General features: G+C 52.9%; 15 protein-coding genes. 14 read left to right on the top strand and 1 reads right to left on the bottom strand.

Features of this window, described 5'->3' with window-relative positions; all coding sequences use genetic code 11:
• The first annotated feature begins 1 nt into the window (after nucleotide 1).
• The 5 genes from LH23_RS01815 to dagF are packed head-to-tail and all read left to right on the top strand — an operon-like array spanning nucleotide 2 to nucleotide 3,965.
• On the top strand, nucleotides 2–487 hold the full coding sequence (locus LH23_RS01815) for a PTS system mannose/fructose/N-acetylgalactosamine-transporter subunit IIB (protein WP_039287603.1): 486 nt from the start codon (nucleotides 2–4) through the stop codon (nucleotides 485–487).
• Nucleotides 488–512: 25 nt separating this feature from the next.
• Nucleotides 513–1,262 carry a PTS mannose/fructose/sorbose/N-acetylgalactosamine transporter subunit IIC gene (locus LH23_RS01810; RefSeq protein ID WP_039287601.1) on the top strand — a complete coding sequence of 250 codons (750 nt, stop codon included), beginning with the start codon at nucleotides 513–515 and terminating at the stop codon, nucleotides 1,260–1,262.
• Complete coding sequence (locus tag LH23_RS01805; protein WP_172744592.1) at nucleotides 1,259–2,119, top strand: PTS system mannose/fructose/sorbose family transporter subunit IID; 861 nt, start codon at nucleotides 1,259–1,261, stop codon at nucleotides 2,117–2,119. The genes LH23_RS01810 and LH23_RS01805 overlap by 4 nt, the downstream gene beginning before the upstream one ends.
• 3 nt (nucleotides 2,120–2,122) lie before the next feature.
• Nucleotides 2,123–3,232, top strand: coding sequence for a D-glucosaminate-6-phosphate ammonia lyase (gene dgaE / locus LH23_RS01800; RefSeq protein WP_039287595.1), 1,110 nt, complete (start codon nucleotides 2,123–2,125; stop codon nucleotides 3,230–3,232).
• Nucleotides 3,219–3,965, top strand: a complete 747-nt coding sequence (gene dagF, locus LH23_RS01795) for a 2-dehydro-3-deoxy-phosphogluconate aldolase (protein WP_039287591.1) — start codon at nucleotides 3,219–3,221, stop codon at nucleotides 3,963–3,965. Before dgaE ends, dagF begins: the two co-directional genes overlap by 14 nt.
• A 37-nt stretch (nucleotides 3,966–4,002) precedes the next feature.
• Here the strand turns inward: dagF and LH23_RS01790 are convergent, their stop codons facing one another.
• Nucleotides 4,003–4,761, bottom strand: coding sequence for a M48 family metallopeptidase (locus LH23_RS01790; RefSeq protein ID WP_008461569.1), 759 nt, complete (start codon nucleotides 4,759–4,761; stop codon nucleotides 4,003–4,005).
• 268 nt (nucleotides 4,762–5,029) lie between these two features.
• Between LH23_RS01790 and tkt the strand changes: the two genes are divergently transcribed.
• The 9 genes from tkt (at nucleotide 5,030) to pflB (ending at nucleotide 18,118) form a co-directional block, all read left to right on the top strand.
• Nucleotides 5,030–7,021, top strand: coding sequence for a transketolase (gene tkt / locus LH23_RS01785; protein ID WP_039287587.1), 1,992 nt, complete (start codon nucleotides 5,030–5,032; stop codon nucleotides 7,019–7,021).
• Between the two features lie 327 nt (nucleotides 7,022–7,348).
• A complete protein-coding gene (gene epd, locus LH23_RS01780) occupies nucleotides 7,349–8,395 on the top strand; it encodes an erythrose-4-phosphate dehydrogenase (protein WP_039287584.1) in 1,047 nt (348 codons plus the stop codon).
• A 21-nt stretch (nucleotides 8,396–8,416) separates the two neighbouring features.
• A complete protein-coding gene (pgk, locus tag LH23_RS01775) occupies nucleotides 8,417–9,580 on the top strand; it encodes a phosphoglycerate kinase (protein WP_039287581.1) in 1,164 nt (387 codons plus the stop codon).
• A gap of 97 nt (nucleotides 9,581–9,677) precedes the next feature.
• Nucleotides 9,678–10,757, top strand: coding sequence for a class II fructose-bisphosphate aldolase (gene fbaA, locus LH23_RS01770; protein WP_008461574.1), 1,080 nt, complete (start codon nucleotides 9,678–9,680; stop codon nucleotides 10,755–10,757).
• A 402-nt stretch (nucleotides 10,758–11,159) separates the two neighbouring features.
• Nucleotides 11,160–12,098: a transcriptional regulator TdcA gene (gene tdcA, locus LH23_RS01765; RefSeq protein ID WP_039287576.1), complete on the top strand. Its 939-nt coding sequence runs from the start codon at nucleotides 11,160–11,162 to the stop codon at nucleotides 12,096–12,098.
• Nucleotides 12,099–12,203: 105 nt separating this feature from the next.
• A complete protein-coding gene (tdcB, locus tag LH23_RS01760) occupies nucleotides 12,204–13,202 on the top strand; it encodes a bifunctional threonine ammonia-lyase/L-serine ammonia-lyase TdcB (protein ID WP_039287573.1) in 999 nt (332 codons plus the stop codon).
• Nucleotides 13,203–13,217: 15 nt separating this feature from the next.
• Nucleotides 13,218–14,549 (top strand): threonine/serine transporter TdcC, encoded by a 1,332-nt coding sequence (tdcC, locus tag LH23_RS01755; RefSeq protein WP_039287569.1) that lies wholly within the window; start codon nucleotides 13,218–13,220, stop codon nucleotides 14,547–14,549.
• A gap of 36 nt (nucleotides 14,550–14,585) precedes the next feature.
• A complete protein-coding gene (gene tdcD / locus LH23_RS01750; protein WP_039287565.1) occupies nucleotides 14,586–15,794 on the top strand; it encodes a propionate kinase in 1,209 nt (402 codons plus the stop codon).
• 29 nt (nucleotides 15,795–15,823) lie between these two features.
• On the top strand, nucleotides 15,824–18,118 hold the full coding sequence (gene pflB / locus LH23_RS01745) for a formate C-acetyltransferase (protein ID WP_039287562.1): 2,295 nt from the start codon (nucleotides 15,824–15,826) through the stop codon (nucleotides 18,116–18,118).
• Nucleotides 18,119–18,152 lie beyond the last annotated feature (34 nt).

The raw sequence follows: 18,152 nt of genomic DNA, 5'->3' as shown, positions 1-18,152 counted from the left end.
CATGGCAAAGATCGTTTTATGTCGCATCGATAGTCGCCTTATTCATGGACAGGTGGTGACGAAATGGGTGGGCCAGTCTCAGGCCAACAGGATTGCGGTGGTCAGCGATGAGCTGGATGCGGATCCGTTTATGAAAAATATCTACCTGATGGCCGCGCCGCCAAGCATCAAAGTGGACTGCTACAGCAACCAAAGTTTTGCCGCATCGTGGAAAGAAAACCAACTGGGGGAGGGCAACGTGCTGGTGCTGTTCCCGTCACTGGCGGCGATTCAGGACGCGGTGGAGCAAGGTTTTGACGTGACGGATATTCAGGTTGGCGGGCTGGGTGGTGGGCCAAATCGTAAAGCGGTTTTCCAGAACATCACGCTTGATGAGAAGGACGTCGGCATTCTTAACGATCTGAAAAATCGTGGGATTAAGGCCATTTTCCAGACCATCCCGGAAGATAAGCCGCAGTCGCTGGACGATATCCTGAAAAAATTCTAATCCTTTGATAATAGGGTAAATAATTATGGATACATTAGTCTTTGCAAGCCTGATGGGGTTGTATTACTGGTTTGCCCGTTTACGCCTTGGCTACACCTTCTCCGCCATGTTGCTCCAGCCCGTAGTGATTGCCGTCTTTGTCGGTTTGCTGCTCGGTAATATGCAAACGGCGATGATCATCGGCGCCGGTATGCAGCTCGTCTATCTTGGCGTGACGTCGACACCCGGGGGTAACGTTCCGTCAGATCCTGCCCTGGCAGCCTGTATTTCCATTCCGATTGCCGTTAAAGCGGGCATGGACCCAAACCTGGCCATTGCGTTGGCGATCCCCTTCGGCGTGATTGGCGTGTTCCTCGATCAGCTACGCCGCACGCTCAACGCCGCGTGGGTACACATGGCCGACAAGCACGCTGAAACGGCCAATATGGCAGGCATTATGCGCTGTGCTTTCCTTTACCCGGCGTTACTCGGGCTGGTGCTGCGCTTCCCGGTGGTGTTTGCCGCTAACTACTTTGGTCAGAACGTGGTGGAAAGCTTCCTTAAGCTGATGCCGCACTGGTTAACCCACTCCTTTGAAATTATGGGCGGGATCCTGCCTGCGCTGGGCTTCGCCATCACCATTATGGTGATTGGTAAAAAGAGCCTGCTGCCGTGGTTTATCGGCGGATTCTTCGCGGTGCTGTATCTCAAGGTGGACATTATGGCGATGGCAATCTTCGGCACCTGTGTGGCCTTCCTGATTAAAGGCCTGGCAAAAAATGAAGGAGCAGCATGATGAGCACTGATGTAATGCAGCATGAGCTGGTTGAACGCGCGCGCGAAAGCGGCGCACTGACCAAAGCCGATATCACCAAAGCGTGGTTTATCTACTGGCTTGGCGCCGAAGTGTCCAGCTCGTATGAGCGCCTGCAGAGCCTGATCTTTTGCGCCTCGATGACGCCGATTATCAAAAAGCTCTATCCGCAAAAAGAAGAGCAGGTGGAAGCGTTAAAACGCCATCTGAACTTCTTCAACTCAGAGCAGACTTTTGGCGCGGTTATCCAGGGGATCTCGATCGCCATGGAGGAACAAAAAACGCGCGGGGAGCCGATAAGTGATGCGTCGATCACCGGGATTAAAACCGGTCTGATGGGGCCGCTGGCCGGGATGGGGGACTCCATTATTTGGGCGGCAGTGATGCCGCTGCTGATCGCTATCTTTATCCCGTTTGCCGCCAACGGCAGCGCAATGGGCGGCATTATTCCGCTGATCCTCTACCCGGCAATTACGCTGGCGATCAGCTACGGCATGGTCCACAAAGGCTACACCCTGGGGCGTGACTCGATCATCGGCCTGTTACAAGGGGGGCGTATCAAAGAGCTTATCTACGGCGCTAACGTGCTGGGCCTGATCATGATGGGGGCGCTCTCGGCAAGCTACGTCAAGATAACCACACCGCTCAAAATCAGCGCGCTGAAAGGGTCTGAAGTGGTGGTGCAGCAGATCCTGGATTCTATTGCTCCCGGCCTGTTGCCGCTGGCCGCGGTGTTTGCGATCTACTTCTACCTGGTGAAGAAAGGCCCGCGTTATACCACTATTCTGCTGTCGATTGTGGCGTTGAGCGTGGTCTGTTCGCTGTTGGGAGTGTTGTAAGCCATGACACAGAACATCTATCAACAGCTGGGTTTAAAACAGGTGATAAACGCCTGTGGGAAAATGACGATTCTGGGGGTTTCCAGCGTTTCCCCCGACGTGATGCAAGCCACGGCGAAGGCGGCCTCGGCTTTTGTGGAGATTGACCGGCTAGTGGACAGAACGGGAGAACTTATCTCCCGCTATACCGGCGCGGAAGACAGCTACGCTACATCCTGTGCTTCGGCAGGAATTGCGATTGCCGTGGCCGCAGCGATTACCCGTGGTGACCCGGCGTGTGTGACGTTAATGCCAGAGAGTTCGGGCATGGCCAATGAGGTGATAATGCTGCGTGGGCATAACGTCGACTATGGCGCGCCAGTCACCAGTGCGATTCGCCTGGGCGGTGGGCGAGTGGTGGAGGTTGGCTCCAGTAATCTGGCCGCTTGCTGGCAGCTTGAGAGTGCGGTGACTGAAAACAGCGCTGCGCTGCTGTACGTAAAGTCACATCACTGCGTGCAGAAAGGAATGCTGAGCATTGAGGATTTCGTACAGGTGGCGCAGCGCCACAACCTGCCACTGATTGTTGATGCCGCTGCCGAGGAAGATTTACAGGCCTGGGTGGCAAGCGGCGCGGATATGGTTATTTACAGTGGGGCAAAAGCTTTTAATGCGCCGACCTCTGGTTTTATCACCGGCAAAAAACAGTGGATTACCGCCTGTAAGGCGCAGCATCACGGTATTGCCAGGGCGATGAAAATTGGCAAAGAGAATATGGTCGGGCTGGTGTATGCCCTGGAGAACTATCACCAGGGGCAGGCCATTGTCACCGCGGAGCAGCTGCAGCCGACGGTTGAGGCTATTTCCGCCATTCGCGGGCTGAGCGCTGATATAGAACAGGACGAGGCTGGACGCGCCATCTGGCGTGTACGTATCCGGGTGAATGCCCAGGAACTGGGGCTAGATGCGCGGGAGGTTGAATCCCGGCTGCGCGAGGGCGATATCGCTATTTATGCCCGCCGCTATAACCTGCATCAGGGGGTTTTTAGTCTTGATCCCAGAACGGTGGCTGAAGGGGAAATGGCGCTCATCGTCGCGCGACTACAGGAGATTGCAGACCATGCAGCAGATTAATTTTTATCGTCAGCGTGTGGCGATTAACGTGCTGGCGAAAGATATCGCCAATGCCCGGGAAATCTACGAGGCCGCCGAAGGCCATGCGGTCATTGGCGTGCTTTCCGCCCAGTTTGATTCCGTTGAGGATGGGATCAATGAGATTCAGCGCTGGATGGCCGAGGTGCCGTCAATTTCTGTTGGACTGGGGGCCGGTGACCCGGCGCAATTTTATAAAGCAGCGATGATTGCCTCTAAAGTGCATCCTGCTCACGTCAACCAGACCTTCACCGGGTGTGGGTTTGCAGCGGGTGCGCTGGCGGCAACGTGCGGGGAAAAAACGCACATTAACGCTTTGGTCAGCCCAACCGGAATAGCAGGCGAGGTGCTTATCTCTACCGGCGTTAGCAGCAGTCAAGGCACGCCAGCTCGCGTTTCCAGTGATGCTGCCGTACGCATGATGCTGGATGCCGGCGCGCATGCCGCGAAGTTCTTCCCGATGGGAGGTGAGAAATCGTTGCCTGAACTCTATGCCCTGGCAGAGGCGGCGGCGCGCAACGGTATGACGCTGATTGAACCGACTGGCGGTATTGATCTGGATAACTTTGGCATTATTTTGCAAACCTGTCTGGAAGCCGGAATGTTGCGTGTTATGCCGCACGTTTACACGTCAATTATTGACCCGCAGACGGGCAACACCAGGCCGGAAGATGTGGTTCGCTTGATGGATATCGTGAAGTCGCTGGTGGACTAAGTTTTGCGCACCATGGGGTGCGCAAATTTTTTGATAATTACTTAATCCCGTCCGCCGCCATGCGGTCGCGGATGTGCTGGGCACGCGCTGCAGACGCCGGGTGGTCGTCCAGCATGGAGCTTTGACGGCCTTCGTCGAGCTTAGCCAGTTTCTCGAAGCTGGTGGCAAGGCCGGTCGGGTTGATGCCGCGTTTGCGCAACAGATCGTAAGAGTAGTCGTCCGCTTCGGATTCCTGGCGCTGGGAGAACTGAGCGTTCACCAGCTTTTCGCCTAAATCCCCAAGCTGAGACTGCGACAGATTGCCAATCACGCCGCCTGCGGATGCCGCTGCAACGCGGGCGGCGTTAGCCCCGAGCGCGACCTGCATGCCTTTTTTCACGTGGCCCAGCGCGACGTGCCCCATTTCATGGCCAATCACCGCTTCAACTTCGTTGTCGTCCATCATGTCCATCAGGCCGCTGTAAACGCGGATACAGCCGTTCGCCATGGCGAAAGCGTTGACGTCTTTGGTCACATAAACTTTGTAATTGACCGGCAGGCCGTTGATGTTATCGCCCAGCGCGGAGGCAATTTTGTTCAGCCGCTGAGTGTAAGGGCTGTCTGCCGGGGCTATCGTGGCTTTGCTGTCCTGTTGCTTACAGGCGTCATCGCTCAGGGTTTTCACCTGCGCGTCGCTTAAAGTGTAGGCCTGAAAAGCTTCGGCTCCAGAGGTCAATAGCCCGTTGGAATCCATTCCCTGGCAGCCGCTCAGCAGGGCTGCGACGCTCAGACTCAACAATATTGGGCGCATCTTCATGGCCATTTTCCTTTCTTTATAATAGGTAAAAACAGAATCGGATTTACCGCAGGCGAGGCGGCTCCAGACTCAGTATAAAGAAGAATAAATGGCCTGCGCATCAGGTTGCGCAACTTGCGAGCGTTATCCAGAGATTTCTTACCCTGTCAACGGCACGCCGCATGTACATGACCATTCCCCTGGTGTACATTGTTGTCACATTTTCGGGCGTAGCCCATAACGCATCGTAGTCAAGGCGCGACCTTCAACCATCCGATCTGGAGTCAAAATGTCCTCTCGTAAAGAGCTTGCCAATGCTATTCGTGCGCTCAGCATGGACGCAGTACAAAAAGCCAAATCCGGTCACCCGGGTGCCCCTATGGGCATGGCCGACATTGCCGAAGTCCTGTGGCGTGATTTCCTGAACCATAACCCACAGAACCCGTCCTGGGCTGACCGCGACCGCTTCGTGCTGTCCAACGGCCACGGTTCTATGCTGATTTACAGCCTGCTGCACCTCAGCGGTTATGATCTGCCGATTGAACAGCTGAAAAACTTCCGTCAGCTGCACTCTCAGACTCCGGGCCACCCGGAAGTGGGCTACACCGCCGGTGTTGAAACCACGACTGGCCCACTGGGGCAGGGTATTGCGAACGCAGTCGGTATGGCTATCGCAGAGAAAACGCTGGCGGCGCAGTTTAACCGTCCTGGCCACGACATCGTGGACCACTTCACCTATGCATTCATGGGTGACGGCTGCATGATGGAAGGCATCTCTCACGAGGTTTGCTCTCTGGCTGGTACCCTGAAACTGGGTAAACTGGTTGCGTTCTATGACGACAACGGCATCTCCATCGACGGTCACGTTGAAGGCTGGTTCACCGACGATACCGCAAAACGCTTTGAAGCCTACGGCTGGCACGTAGTGCGCGGCGTAGACGGCCACGATGCAGCGGCTATCAAACGTGCAGTAGAAGAAGCGCGTGCGGTAACCGACAAACCATCCCTGCTGATGTGCAAAACCATCATCGGTTTCGGTTCCCCTAACAAAGCCGGTACCCACGATTCTCATGGCGCACCGCTGGGTGATGCAGAAATCGCACTGACCCGCGAAGCGCTGGGCTGGAACCACGCGCCGTTCGAAATCCCTTCTGATATCTACGCTCAGTGGGATGCGAAAGAAGCTGGTCAGGCTAAAGAAGCCGCATGGAACGAGAAGTTCGCTGCTTACGCGAAAGCCTTCCCGCAGGAAGCCGCGGAGTTTACTCGCCGCGTGAAAGGCGAAATGCCTTCTGACTTCGACGCGAAAGCGAACGAATTCATCGCTAAGCTGCAGGCTAACCCATCCAAGATCGCCAGCCGTAAAGCATCCCAGAACGCTATCGAAGCGTTTGGCCCGCTGCTGCCGGAATTCCTGGGCGGCTCCGCTGACCTGGCGCCTTCTAACCTGACCCTGTGGTCCGGTTCTAAAGCGATCAACGAAGATACCGCCGGGAACTACATCCACTACGGCGTGCGCGAATTCGGTATGACCGCTATCGCCAACGGTATCTCCCTGCACGGTGGCTTCCTGCCGTACACCTCTACCTTCCTGATGTTCGTAGAATATGCCCGCAACGCGGTGCGTATGGCTGCGCTGATGAAACAGCGTCAGGTGATGGTATACACCCACGACTCCATCGGCCTGGGCGAAGATGGCCCAACTCACCAGCCGGTTGAGCAGGTTGCTTCCCTGCGCGTAACCCCGAACATGAGCACCTGGCGCCCATGTGACCAGGTTGAGTCTGCAGTAGCGTGGAAGTACGGCGTTGAGCGTCACGACGGCCCGACCGCGCTGATCCTTTCCCGCCAGAACCTGGCTCAGCAGGATCGTACCGAGCAGCAGCTGAAAGACATCGCTCGCGGTGGCTACGTGCTGAAGGATTGCGCCGGTCAGCCAGAGCTTATCTTCATCGCTACCGGCTCTGAAGTTGAGCTGGCGGTTGCCGCATGGGACAAACTGACTGCCGAAGGCGTGAAAGCGCGCGTAGTGTCCATGCCGTCTACCGACGCGTTCGACAAGCAGGATGCGGCTTACCGTGAATCCGTGCTGCCGAAAGCCGTTTCTGCTCGCGTGGCTGTCGAAGCTGGCATCGCAGACTACTGGTACAAATACGTTGGCCTGAACGGCGCTATCGTCGGCATGACCACCTTCGGTGAGTCTGCGCCAGCGGAACTGCTGTTCGAAGAGTTTGGCTTCACCGTAGAAAACGTGGTGAAACAGGCTAAAGCGATTCTGTAATCCGCCTCGCTAATTATCAGGGTCGCTTCGGCGGCCCTTTTTTATGCCGATTATTCCACTTCTACCCTGTTCTTTATTCCACCACTGCGGCGCTCAGTTGCAGTTATTCCACCAAAACTGTGATGTACGTCAGAAGTTGAGCGGAGCATGTTGGGGTATCGTTCCTTTTATTCCCGCTTTCGCTTAACATAGCTGAAGCGTTTCAGTCGAATAAATGTTCGACAATTAAGCAAACAAGTGCAGTTTCATGAGTGCGAGGATTCCCCTCAGGCGGTTGCTGGATTACTCTGTCAGCCACTAAATCCCAGGGATTCTGGCAGGAGAGATATGACCGTACGCATCGCTATTAATGGCTTCGGTCGCATTGGGCGCAACGTGGTACGTGCTTTGTACGAATCTGGTCGCCGTGCGGAAATTACCGTGGTAGCAATCAACGAACTGGCAGACGCTGCGGGTATCGCGCATCTGTTGAAGTACGATACCAGCCACGGCCGCTTTGCCTGGGATGTTCGTCAGGAGCGTGATGTCCTGTTTGTGGGCGATGACAGCATCCGCCTACTGCACGAACCGACCATTGAGGCGTTGCCATGGGCCGAACTGGGCGTTGATATCGTGCTGGACTGCACCGGCGTGTTCGGCTCCCGCGCTGACGGTGAAGCTCACCTCGCGGCAGGGGCGAAGAAAGTCTTGTTCTCGCACCCCGGCGGTAACGACCTCGATGCGACCGTCGTCTACGGCGTGAACCATGAGCTGGTCGAAGACAGCCACCGTATCGTTTCCAATGCCTCCTGCACTACAAACTGTATTATTCCAATCATTAAACTGCTGGATGAAGCGTTTGGCATTGAGTCCGGGACGGTCACTACCATCCACTCGGCCATGCACGATCAGCAGGTGATTGACGCTTACCACCCTGATTTGCGACGCACCCGCGCGGCGAGTCAGTCGATCATTCCGGTGGATACGCGTCTTGCGGCCGGGATCACGCGTATTTTCCCACAATTTAATGACCGTTTTGAGGCGATCGCGGTACGCGTGCCCACGATAAACGTAACGGCCATTGATTTAAGCGTGACGGTCAGAAATTCAGTAAATGCATGTGAAGTCAACCACTTGCTGCAAAAAGCGGCACAGGAAGCATTTCATGGTATAGTTGACTATACGGAATTACCGTTGGTCTCTACTGATTTTAACCACGATCCGCACAGTGCAATCGTCGACGGCACGCAAACGCGGGTCAGTGGGCAACATCTGATTAAAACTCTAGTCTGGTGTGATAACGAATGGGGCTTTGCCAACAGGATGCTCGACACCACGTTGGTTATGGCTCAATGGATTTCAGGTAAGGCGCACGTTGCGTCTGCAAAACTTTAAGAATCAACGAGAGGATTCACCATGTCTGTAATTAAGATGACCGATCTGGATCTGGCGGGCAAACGCGTCTTCATCCGTGCCGATCTGAACGTGCCGGTTAAAGACGGGAAAGTGACCAGCGATGCGCGTATTCGTGCTTCTCTGCCGACCATTGAACTGGCGCTGAAACAGGGTGCTAAAGTCATGGTGACTTCTCACCTGGGTCGTCCGACCGAAGGCGAGTACAACGAAGAATTCTCTCTGCTGCCAGTAGTTAACTACCTGAAAGACAAACTGTCTAACCCGGTTCGTCTGGTAAAAGATTACCTTGATGGTGTAGAAGTTGCTGCCGGTGAGCTGGTTGTTCTGGAAAACGTTCGCTTCAACAAAGGCGAGAAAAAAGACGACGAAGCGCTGTCCAAAAAATACGCTGCACTGTGTGACGTGTTCGTGATGGATGCGTTCGGTACTGCTCACCGTGCTCAGGCTTCTACCTACGGCATCGCTAAATTTGCTGACGTGGCTTGTGCAGGCCCGCTGCTGGCTGACGAACTGGAAGCGCTGGGCAAAGCTCTGAAAGAGCCAGCTCGCCCAATGGTGGCTATCGTTGGTGGTTCTAAAGTTTCTACCAAACTGACCGTACTGGACTCCCTGTCTAAAATCGCTGACCAGCTGATTGTTGGTGGCGGCATCGCGAACACCTTCGTTGCAGCCCAGGGCCACAACGTAGGTAAATCCCTGTACGAAGCTGACCTGGTTGATACCGCTAAAGATCTGCTGACCCGTTGCGATATCCCTGTACCAACTGACGTGCGTGTTGCTACCGAGTTCTCCGAAACTGCGACCGCAACCCTGAAGTCTGTAAACGACATCAAAGACGAAGAGCAGATTCTGGACATGGGCGACGTTTCCGCTGAGAAACTGGCTGTGATCCTGAAAAACGCGAAAACCATTCTGTGGAACGGCCCGGTTGGCGTATTCGAATTCCCTAACTTCCGTAAAGGGACCGAAATCGTTGCTCGTGCTATCGCAGACAGCGAAGCCTTCTCTATCGCAGGCGGCGGCGACACTCTGGCCGCTATCGACCTGTTCGGTATCGCAGACAAAATTTCCTACATCTCTACCGGCGGCGGCGCATTCCTCGAGTTCGTGGAAGGCAAAGTACTGCCAGCTGTAGCGATGCTCGAAGAGCGCGCTAAGAAGTAATTCCTACGGGCAGGGTAACCTGCCCGTTGATTTATTGCCGCCCGGCAAGATTCAGGACGGTGATTCGATTTTTCCAAGGCCTACAGGACACATCAACATGTCTAAAATTTTTGATTTCGTAAAACCAGGTGTTGTAACTGGCGACGACGTACAGAAAATCTTCCAGGTAGCAAAAGAGAACAACTTTGCTCTGCCAGCCGTTAACTGCGTCGGTACCGACTCCATTAACGCCGTTCTGGAAACCGCTGCGAAAGTAAAATCTCCGGTTATCGTTCAGTTCTCTAACGGCGGTGCTGCGTTCATCGCTGGTAAAGGCGTGAAAACTGATGTTCCACAGGGTGCTGCTATCCTGGGCGCAATCTCTGGCGCACACCACGTACACCAGATGGCTGAACACTATGGCGTGCCGGTTATCCTGCACACTGACCACTGTGCTAAGAAACTGCTGCCGTGGATCGATGGCCTGCTGGACGCGGGTGAAAAACACTTCGCCGCTACCGGTAAACCACTGTTCTCTTCCCACATGATTGACCTGTCCGAAGAGTCTCTGGAAGAAAACATCGAAATCAGCTCCAAATACCTGGCTCGCATGTCCAAACTGGGCATGACCCTGGAAATCGAACTGGGCTGCACCGGCGGTGAAGAAGACGGCGTGGACAACAGCCACATGGACGCTTCTGCTCTGTACACCCAGCCAGAAGACGTTGATTACGCTTACACCGAACTGAGCAAAATCAGCCCACGTTTCACCATCGCAGCTTCCTTCGGTAACGTACACGGCGTGTACAAACCAGGTAACGTGGTTCTGACCCCAACCATCCTGCGCGATTCTCAGGAATATGTTTCTAAGAAACATAACCTGCCGCACAACAGCCTGAACTTCGTCTTCCACGGCGGTTCCGGTTCTTCTGCTCAGGAAATCAAAGACTCCGTAAGCTACGGCGTAATCAAAATGAACATCGATACCGATACCCAGTGGGCAACCTGGGACGGCATCCTGAACTACTACAAAGAAAACGAAGCTTACCTGCAGGGTCAGCTGGGTAACCCGAAAGGCGCTGACCAGCCGAACAAAAAATACTACGATCCACGCGTCTGGCTGCGCGCAGCACAGACTTCTATGATCGTTCGCCTGGAGCAGGCATTCAAAGAGCTGAACGCGGTAGACGTTCTGTAATTTGAGCGAATACTCGCTTCGCTAAAAACCCGCTTCGGCGGGTTTTTTTATATTCAAATAAAAGTGTAATATTTGCAGGTGTTTTTAATATCACGTTATATTTTGAACGCGCTGGATGAATTAACGCCAATATTGATGAATCTTCACTCCTGATAACAGCTTACTGACATTTATATGAATTTATTATCACCATAACTTTATTTTATTCAGCATATTTAGGTTGACCTTAATCATATAAATAGCAGATCGTAAAATACCAACTCATTGTTATTATTGTATTTTATTGGATTAGTGCGCTTATTGAACAAATCATGGTTGAGCAGTTGTGAGTCGCCGCACATAACCTTTCACGGGGAATCCGTAAGATCGCCGCCATCGGCAACTTATTAGGCATGGCGCTTTATGGATAATACGACATTACCTAAAACACAACACCTGATTGTATTTCAGGAAGTGGTAAGAAGTGGTTCATTTGGCTCTGCGGCGAAGCAACTGAGTTTGACTCAACCTGCGGTCAGTAAAATCATCAGCGACATGGAAGCCCTGTTCGGACTGGAGCTTATCATTCGTAAAAATACCGGTGTTCAGCTCACCGTTGCAGGAAAAGTGCTGCTCGGTTACGCCGAGTCGATTACCCGCGAAATGCGCAACATGTGCAACGAAATGAGCAGCCTGATCGGTAGTGAAGCGGTAGATGTTTCGTTTGGTTATCCCTCGCTTATCGGCTTTACTTTCCTGCCGGGCATGATGAAAGCCTTCAAAGAACTGTACCCTCATGCCGAAGTCTCGATGTTTGAGGCGCAGCTTTGTTCTTTCTTACCGGCAATACGAGATGGCAGACTGGACTTTGCCATCGGTACCCTCAGCGATGAGATGCTGCTTCAGGATTTACACATTGAGCCGCTGTTCGAATCAGAGTTTATTCTGGTTGCCAGCCGAACACGAACGCGCGGAGGCGCGATGGCGCTTCGCTCATTAAGCCATGAGCAGTGGGTGTTGCCTCAAACCGAAATGGGCTACTACAGCGAACTCCTGACTATCCTGCAAAAGAACCACATCACCAGCGAAAAAATCATTAAAACCGACTCCGTCGTCACCATCTATAACATGGTGCTGACCGCCGGTTTTCTGACGATTATTCCCCGCGAAATGATAGCGCCCTTTGGTTCTCAGGAATTTATTCAGATTCCTTTAACGGATGAATTACCTGTCGCGCGCTATGCCGCAGTATGGTCAAAAAATTGCCGAATAAAAAAATCGGCGGCGACGCTCGTCGAATTAGCCAAAGTGCATTCAGTGCGTAACAAATATGAATTTAATAAATTAACGGTGGTAGCTTAGCAAAACTTACCAACTCGATTTTTATGATTAATTAAACCAGGGCGGCAAATTAAATATATTTGCCATCTCTAATATCGCTTATCGTTTTTTCATGCAGAGGTTAATATGCATATCGACAATGAACTTCCGGTTACTATTAATGATGTTCTTGAAGCGAAAAAAAGAATATCTGGATTTGTGTATAAAACCGGGATGCCTCGCTCTAATTATCTTAGCGAATGCTGTAAGGGCGACATCTATTTAAAATTTGAAAACATGCAGCGTACCGGTTCGTTTAAAATGCGCGGCGCGTTCAATAAACTAAGCTCGCTGAGTGAAGAAGAAAGAGCCCGGGGCGTGGTGGCATGCTCCGCGGGTAACCACGCCCAGGGGGTTTCGCTGTCGTGCGCGCTGCTCGGCATTAACGGTAAAGTGGTGATGCCTAAAGGTGCACCTAAATCAAAAGTCGCCGCCACGACTGACTATTCCGCTCAAGTGATTATCCACGGCGATAATTTTAACGAAACCATCGCTAAGGTCAGCGAAATTGTTGAGACGGAAGGACGCATTTTTATCCCGCCTTATGACGATGAAAAAGTCATTGCCGGGCAGGGAACTATCGGCCTGGAAATTCTTGAGGATCTTTACGACGTCGATAACGTGATTGTGCCTATTGGCGGCGGCGGTCTGATTGCCGGCATTGCGGTGGCTATTAAATCCATTAATCCGACGATTAATATTATTGGCGTACAGGCAGAAAACGTCCACGGCATGGCTTCGTCTTTCCGTACTGGCGAAATTACCGCGTATCGAGCAAGCAGCACGCTGGCTGACGGCTGTGACGTCGCTCGCCCAGGGAAGCTAACCTTCGAAATCGTTAAGAAATTAGTCACCGATATTATTTTGGTTAGTGAAGAAGAGATCAGAAATAGTATGGTCGCGCTGATTCAGAGAAACAAAATTGTCACTGAGGGCGCCGGGGCACTTGCGTCTGCCGCATTATTAAGCGGCAAGCTAGACCAGTACATCAAGGGTCGGAAGACCGTAAGTATTATTTCTGGCGGAAATATTGATTTGTCTCGCGTCTCTGAGATTACTGGTGCAGCGGAAGCCTGCCTGGTCTAAATAAGGATCTTCATTATGAGTAATGTAGAAACAACGCTTGTTGGTCAAAAAGAATCCTCCCTGTGGCGTAAGTCCGACACCACCTGGACTTTAGGTCTGTTCGGTACCGCCATTGGTGCGGGAGTGCTGTTTTTCCCGATTCGCGCGGGCTATGGTGGCCTGATACCTATCCTGATTATGTTGGTTTTAGCCTATCCCATCGCCTTTTTCTGCCACCGTGCGCTGGCGCGACTGTGTCTTTCCGGCAGCAATCCTTCGGGTAATATCACCGAAGTTGTCGAGGAGCATTTTGGTAAAACGGGTGGAGTTGTTATCACCTTCCTTTACTTCTTTGCGATTTGCCCGCTGCTGTGGATTTACGGCGTTACCATTACTAATACCTTCATGACCTTCTGGGAAAACCAGCTCCAGCTGATGCCGTTGAATCGTGGGCTGGTGGCCCTGTTCCTGCTGATGCTGATGGCCTTTGTCATCTTCTTTGGCAAGGATTTGATGGTGAAGGTGATGAGCTGGCTCGTGTTCCCGTTTATCGCCAGCCTGGTCATTATTTCCCTGTCGCTTATTCCCTACTGGAATTCAGCGGTTGTCGATCAGGTGAACCTGAGTGAAATCGCACTCACCGGCCATGACGGCATCCTGGTGACCGTGTGGCTCGGGATATCTATCATGGTGTTCTCCTTTAACTTCTCGCCGATTGTCTCTTCGTTTGTGGTGTCGAAGCGCGAAGAGTATGAAGCGGATTTCGGCAAAGCCTATACCGAAGACAAGTGCTCAAAAATCATCTCCCGTGCCAGCATGTTGATGGTTGGCGTGGTGATGTTCTTCGCCTTTAGCTGCCTGTTCACGCTGTCGCCACAGAATATGGCTGAAGCAAAAGCGCAGAACATTCCTGTGCTCTCCTATCTTGCGAACCACTTCTCTTCACTGTCTGGTTCTAAGTCTACTTTTGCCACGGTGCTGGAATATGGCGCGTCGATTATTGCCCTGGTCGCCATTTTCAAATCCTTCTTCGGCCACTATCTCGGTACCCTGGAAGGGCTGAATGGTCTGGTGCTGAAGTTTGGCTATAAGAGTGACAAAACGAAGATTTCCGAGGGCAAACTTAATCTGATCAGCATGGTGTTTATCATGGGGTCAACCTGGGTTGTGGCCTACGCCAACCCTAATATTCTTGACCTGATTGAAGCGATGGGCGCCCCGATTATTGCCTCTCTGCTTTGCCTGCTGCCGATGTACGCAATTCGCAAAGTGCCGGCGTTGAGCAAATACAAAGGCAGAAGCGAAAATATCTTTGTTACCGTGATCGGCTTACTGACGATCCTCAATATCGTATACAAAATTATTTAATTAATCGTCATTGGCTCAGGATGAGTGAACGTTAATATGAATGAATATCCGGTAATATTAACCATAAATTGCGGTTCATCTTCGGTTAAATTTTCCGTGCTGGATGAATTAACCCTGGAGCCACTTTTAACGGGTATTTGCGAAGGCATAAATACCGAAGCCGCAAGGCTTATCGTTAATAGCGGCGAGCCGTTGAAGTTGGCGCATTCTGATTATGAGGATGCGCTGGCGGCAATCGCCCTCGAGCTAGAAAAACGTAATCTGACCGAAAGCGTGGCCTATATAGGCCACCGCATTGCGCACGGCGGGGCTATTTTTGGCGAGTCGGTATTGCTCACGGACGACGTCGTGGAGCAAATCCGCGCGGTCTCGCCTCTCGCACCGCTGCACAACTATGCCAACCTCAGTGGAGTGGCTTCGGCCATGCAGCGCTTCCCCGGTGTGCCGCAGGTTGCCGTATTTGATACCAGCTTTCATCAGACGATGCGCCCGGAAGCCTATCTCTACGGCCTGCCTTACCGCTATTTCAAAGAGCATGGCGTCAGGCGGTATGGGTTCCATGGGACCTCTCACCGCTATGTTTCCATGCAGGCAAGCGAGCAACCTGAACTGAAAGGGCGTTCATCGGGGCTGGTGATTGCTCATCTGGGTAACGGAGCTTCAGTGTGCGCGGTTGTTGACGGGCAAAGCGTTGATACCTCGATGGGGATGACGCCGCTGGAAGGGCTAATCATGGGGACACGCTGCGGCGATGTCGACTTTGGCGCGATGGTGTGGCTGGCAAGGCAGACCGGGCAATCGCTGGACGATCTTGAGCAGGTAGCAAACACCGAGTCAGGACTGCTGGGGCTTTCAGGAATATCTTCTGACTTAAGGACGCTGGAAAAAGCCTGGCAGCAGGGAGATACCCGTGCGGAGTTGGCTATCAACGCGTTTGTGCACCGCATTGCCAAAACCATCGGCGGGCACGCAACTTCGCTACCAAGTTTCGATGGGCTAATTTTTACCGGCGGCATTGGTGAAAACTCAGCGCTAATTCGCCGTCTGGTTATTCAACATTTGCGGGTATTCGGTTTCGACCTGGATGAAGAAAAAAATATGCGGCCTAATTCTGACGGCGAGCGTGTTATTTCAACGAAAAACTCAGCGGTACTGTGCGCGGTTATTCCGACTAACGAAGAAAAAATGATTGCTATTGATGCCCGGGAATTAGGCAAGGCATCGCAGCTTGCGGAATTCGCTTAATCTTATTTGCGGTACAGAGGATTGAATGCATGAAAATGGATATTGATATTTCCCATGAGGATTATGCTCAGGCCTGGCAGCCGTTCCGCGGGGAGTGCTGGCAGCATGAAATTAATGTTCGGGATTTTATCCAGCAAAACTACACGCCGTATGAGGGTGATGATGCGTTTCTGGTGGGGGCAACATCAGGGACGACGGCGCTATGGGAAAAGGTGATGGAGGGTATTCGCGTTGAAAATGCCACTCATGCCCCGGTCGATTTTGACACTAACGTGGCCACGTCCATTACCGCCCATGCCCCTGGTTACATTATTCAGCAGCATGAGAAAATTGTTGGCCTTCAGACGGACCAGCCGCTAAAGCGCGCGCTGCATCCTTTCGGCGGCATCAATATGATCAAAAGTTCGTTTGAAGCCTATGGCCGCAAAATGGACCCTGAGTTTGAGTATCAGTTTACCGAGCTGCGGAAAACGCACAATCAGGGCGTGTTTGACGTTTATTCGCCGGATATTCTGCGCTGCCGCAAGTCCGGCGTATTGACGGGTCTGCCGGATGGTTACGGGCGTGGCCGAATCATCGGCGATTACCGCCGCGTGGCGCTGTACGGCATCGCTTATCTGGTTCGCGAGCGCGAGCTGCAGTTTGCCGACCTGCAGCAGAAGCTTGAGCGCGGGGAAGATCTTGAAGCGACGATTCGTCTGCGTGAAGAGCTGGCGGAGCATCGCCACGCGCTGCTGCAAATTCAGGACATGGCCGCCGGATATGGTTTCGATATCTCGAGGCCGGCGAGCAACGCGCAGGAGGCGATTCAATGGCTTTATTTCGCCTATCTGGCGGCGGTGAAGTCGCAAAACGGCGGGGCGATGTCGCTAGGGCGCACCGCAACCTTTATTGATATTTATATCGAGCGCGATATTCGCTCTGGCCTGCTCAATGAGCAGCAGGCGCAGGAGCTGATTGACCACTTCATTATGAAAATCCGCATGGTGCGCTTCCTGCGCACGCCGGAGTTTGATTCGTTGTTCTCCGGGGATCCTATTTGGGCAACGGAAGTTTTAGGCGGAATGGGGCAGGATGGCCGTACTCTGGTGACCAAAAGCACCTTCCGCTATTTGAATACGCTTTACACCATGGGGCCTGCGCCGGAGCCTAATTTGACCATTCTTTGGTCTGAGGCGCTGCCGAAGGCGTTCAAGGTTTATGCCGCCAGGGTATCGATTGAAACCTCGTCGTTGCAGTATGAAAACGATGACCTGATGCGCAGCGATTTCGCCAGCGACGACTACGCGATTGCCTGCTGCGTTAGCCCGATGGTGATTGGCAAGCAGATGCAGTTCTTTGGCGCTCGTGCCAACCTGGCAAAAACGCTGCTGTACTGTATCAACGGCGGCATGGATGAAAAGCTGAAGATCCAGGTCGGGCCGAAAACGCCAATGTTGCTCGACGACGTGCTGGACTACGACAAGGTGATGACCAGCCTCGACAGCTTTATGGATTGGCTGGCGGTGCAGTACGTGACGGCCCTGAACCTGATCCACTACATGCACGATAAATACAGCTACGAAGCTTCGCTGATGGCGCTGCATGACCGGGATGTTTACCGCACTATGGCCTGCGGCATTGCCGGGCTTTCGGTGGCGGTGGATTCACTTTCTGCCATCAAACACGCTGTGGTTAAGCCGGTTCGTGACCACACCGGGCTGGCGGTGGATTTCGTGATTGAGGGAGACTATCCGCAGTATGGGAATAATGACGACCGCGTGGACGCCATCGCCTGCGATCTGGTTGAGCGTTTTATGAAGAAAATTCAGGCGCTGCCAACTTATCGTGATGCCGTGCCGACGCAGTCTATTCTGACCATTACGTCGAATGTGGTTTACGGGCAAAAAACGGGGAACACGCCGGATGGCCGCAGGGGAGGAACGCCGTTTGCGCCGGGTGCGAACCCGATGCATGGGCGAGACACCAAAGGCGCCGTGGCCTCGTTAACCTCCGTGGCTAAGCTGCCGTTCAGCTATGCAAAAGACGGTATCTCTTATACGTTTTCCATCGTGCCTGCGGCGCTGGGGAAAGATGATTCCGTTCGCCGCCTGAATCTGGTCGGATTGCTTGATGGCTACTTCCATCACGATGTTAAAACGGAAGGTGGCCAGCATCTGAACGTTAACGTGTTGAACCGCGAAATGCTGATGGATGCTATCGCGCATCCTGAAAATTATCCGACGCTGACCATTCGTGTTTCAGGCTATGCGGTGCGTTTCAACGCGCTGACCCGCGAACAGCAGCAGGATGTTATTTCCCGAACCTTCACGCAAACGCTGTAAGCCCACTTCAACCCCGGACATTCGTCCGGGTTTT

Origin of the sequence: Cedecea neteri, from assembly GCF_000758305.1 — a bacterium.
In the GTDB taxonomy this organism is placed as follows: domain Bacteria; phylum Pseudomonadota; class Gammaproteobacteria; order Enterobacterales; family Enterobacteriaceae; genus Cedecea; species Cedecea neteri_C.
Note: the sequence above shows the minus strand (reverse complement) of the source record. Positions and strands in the feature narration are given on the sequence as shown.

Excerpts from the sequence above, each read along its gene's own strand:
- LH23_RS01815 (WP_039287603.1), top strand. The coding sequence starts at position 2 with ATGGCAAAGATCGTTTTATGTCGCATCGATAGTCGCCTTATTCATGGA.
- LH23_RS01810 (WP_039287601.1), top strand. The coding sequence starts at position 513 with ATGGATACATTAGTCTTTGCAAGCCTGATGGGGTTGTATTACTGGTTT.
- LH23_RS01805 (WP_172744592.1), top strand. The coding sequence starts at position 1,259 with ATGATGAGCACTGATGTAATGCAGCATGAGCTGGTTGAACGCGCGCGC.
- dgaE (WP_039287595.1), top strand. The coding sequence starts at position 2,123 with ATGACACAGAACATCTATCAACAGCTGGGTTTAAAACAGGTGATAAAC.
- dagF (WP_039287591.1), top strand. The coding sequence starts at position 3,219 with ATGCAGCAGATTAATTTTTATCGTCAGCGTGTGGCGATTAACGTGCTG.
- LH23_RS01790 (WP_008461569.1), bottom strand. The coding sequence starts at position 4,761 with ATGAAGATGCGCCCAATATTGTTGAGTCTGAGCGTCGCAGCCCTGCTG.
- tkt (WP_039287587.1), top strand. The coding sequence starts at position 5,030 with ATGTCCTCTCGTAAAGAGCTTGCCAATGCTATTCGTGCGCTCAGCATG.
- epd (WP_039287584.1), top strand. The coding sequence starts at position 7,349 with ATGACCGTACGCATCGCTATTAATGGCTTCGGTCGCATTGGGCGCAAC.
- pgk (WP_039287581.1), top strand. The coding sequence starts at position 8,417 with ATGTCTGTAATTAAGATGACCGATCTGGATCTGGCGGGCAAACGCGTC.
- fbaA (WP_008461574.1), top strand. The coding sequence starts at position 9,678 with ATGTCTAAAATTTTTGATTTCGTAAAACCAGGTGTTGTAACTGGCGAC.
- tdcA (WP_039287576.1), top strand. The coding sequence starts at position 11,160 with ATGGATAATACGACATTACCTAAAACACAACACCTGATTGTATTTCAG.
- tdcB (WP_039287573.1), top strand. The coding sequence starts at position 12,204 with ATGCATATCGACAATGAACTTCCGGTTACTATTAATGATGTTCTTGAA.
- tdcC (WP_039287569.1), top strand. The coding sequence starts at position 13,218 with ATGAGTAATGTAGAAACAACGCTTGTTGGTCAAAAAGAATCCTCCCTG.
- tdcD (WP_039287565.1), top strand. The coding sequence starts at position 14,586 with ATGAATGAATATCCGGTAATATTAACCATAAATTGCGGTTCATCTTCG.
- pflB (WP_039287562.1), top strand. The coding sequence starts at position 15,824 with ATGAAAATGGATATTGATATTTCCCATGAGGATTATGCTCAGGCCTGG.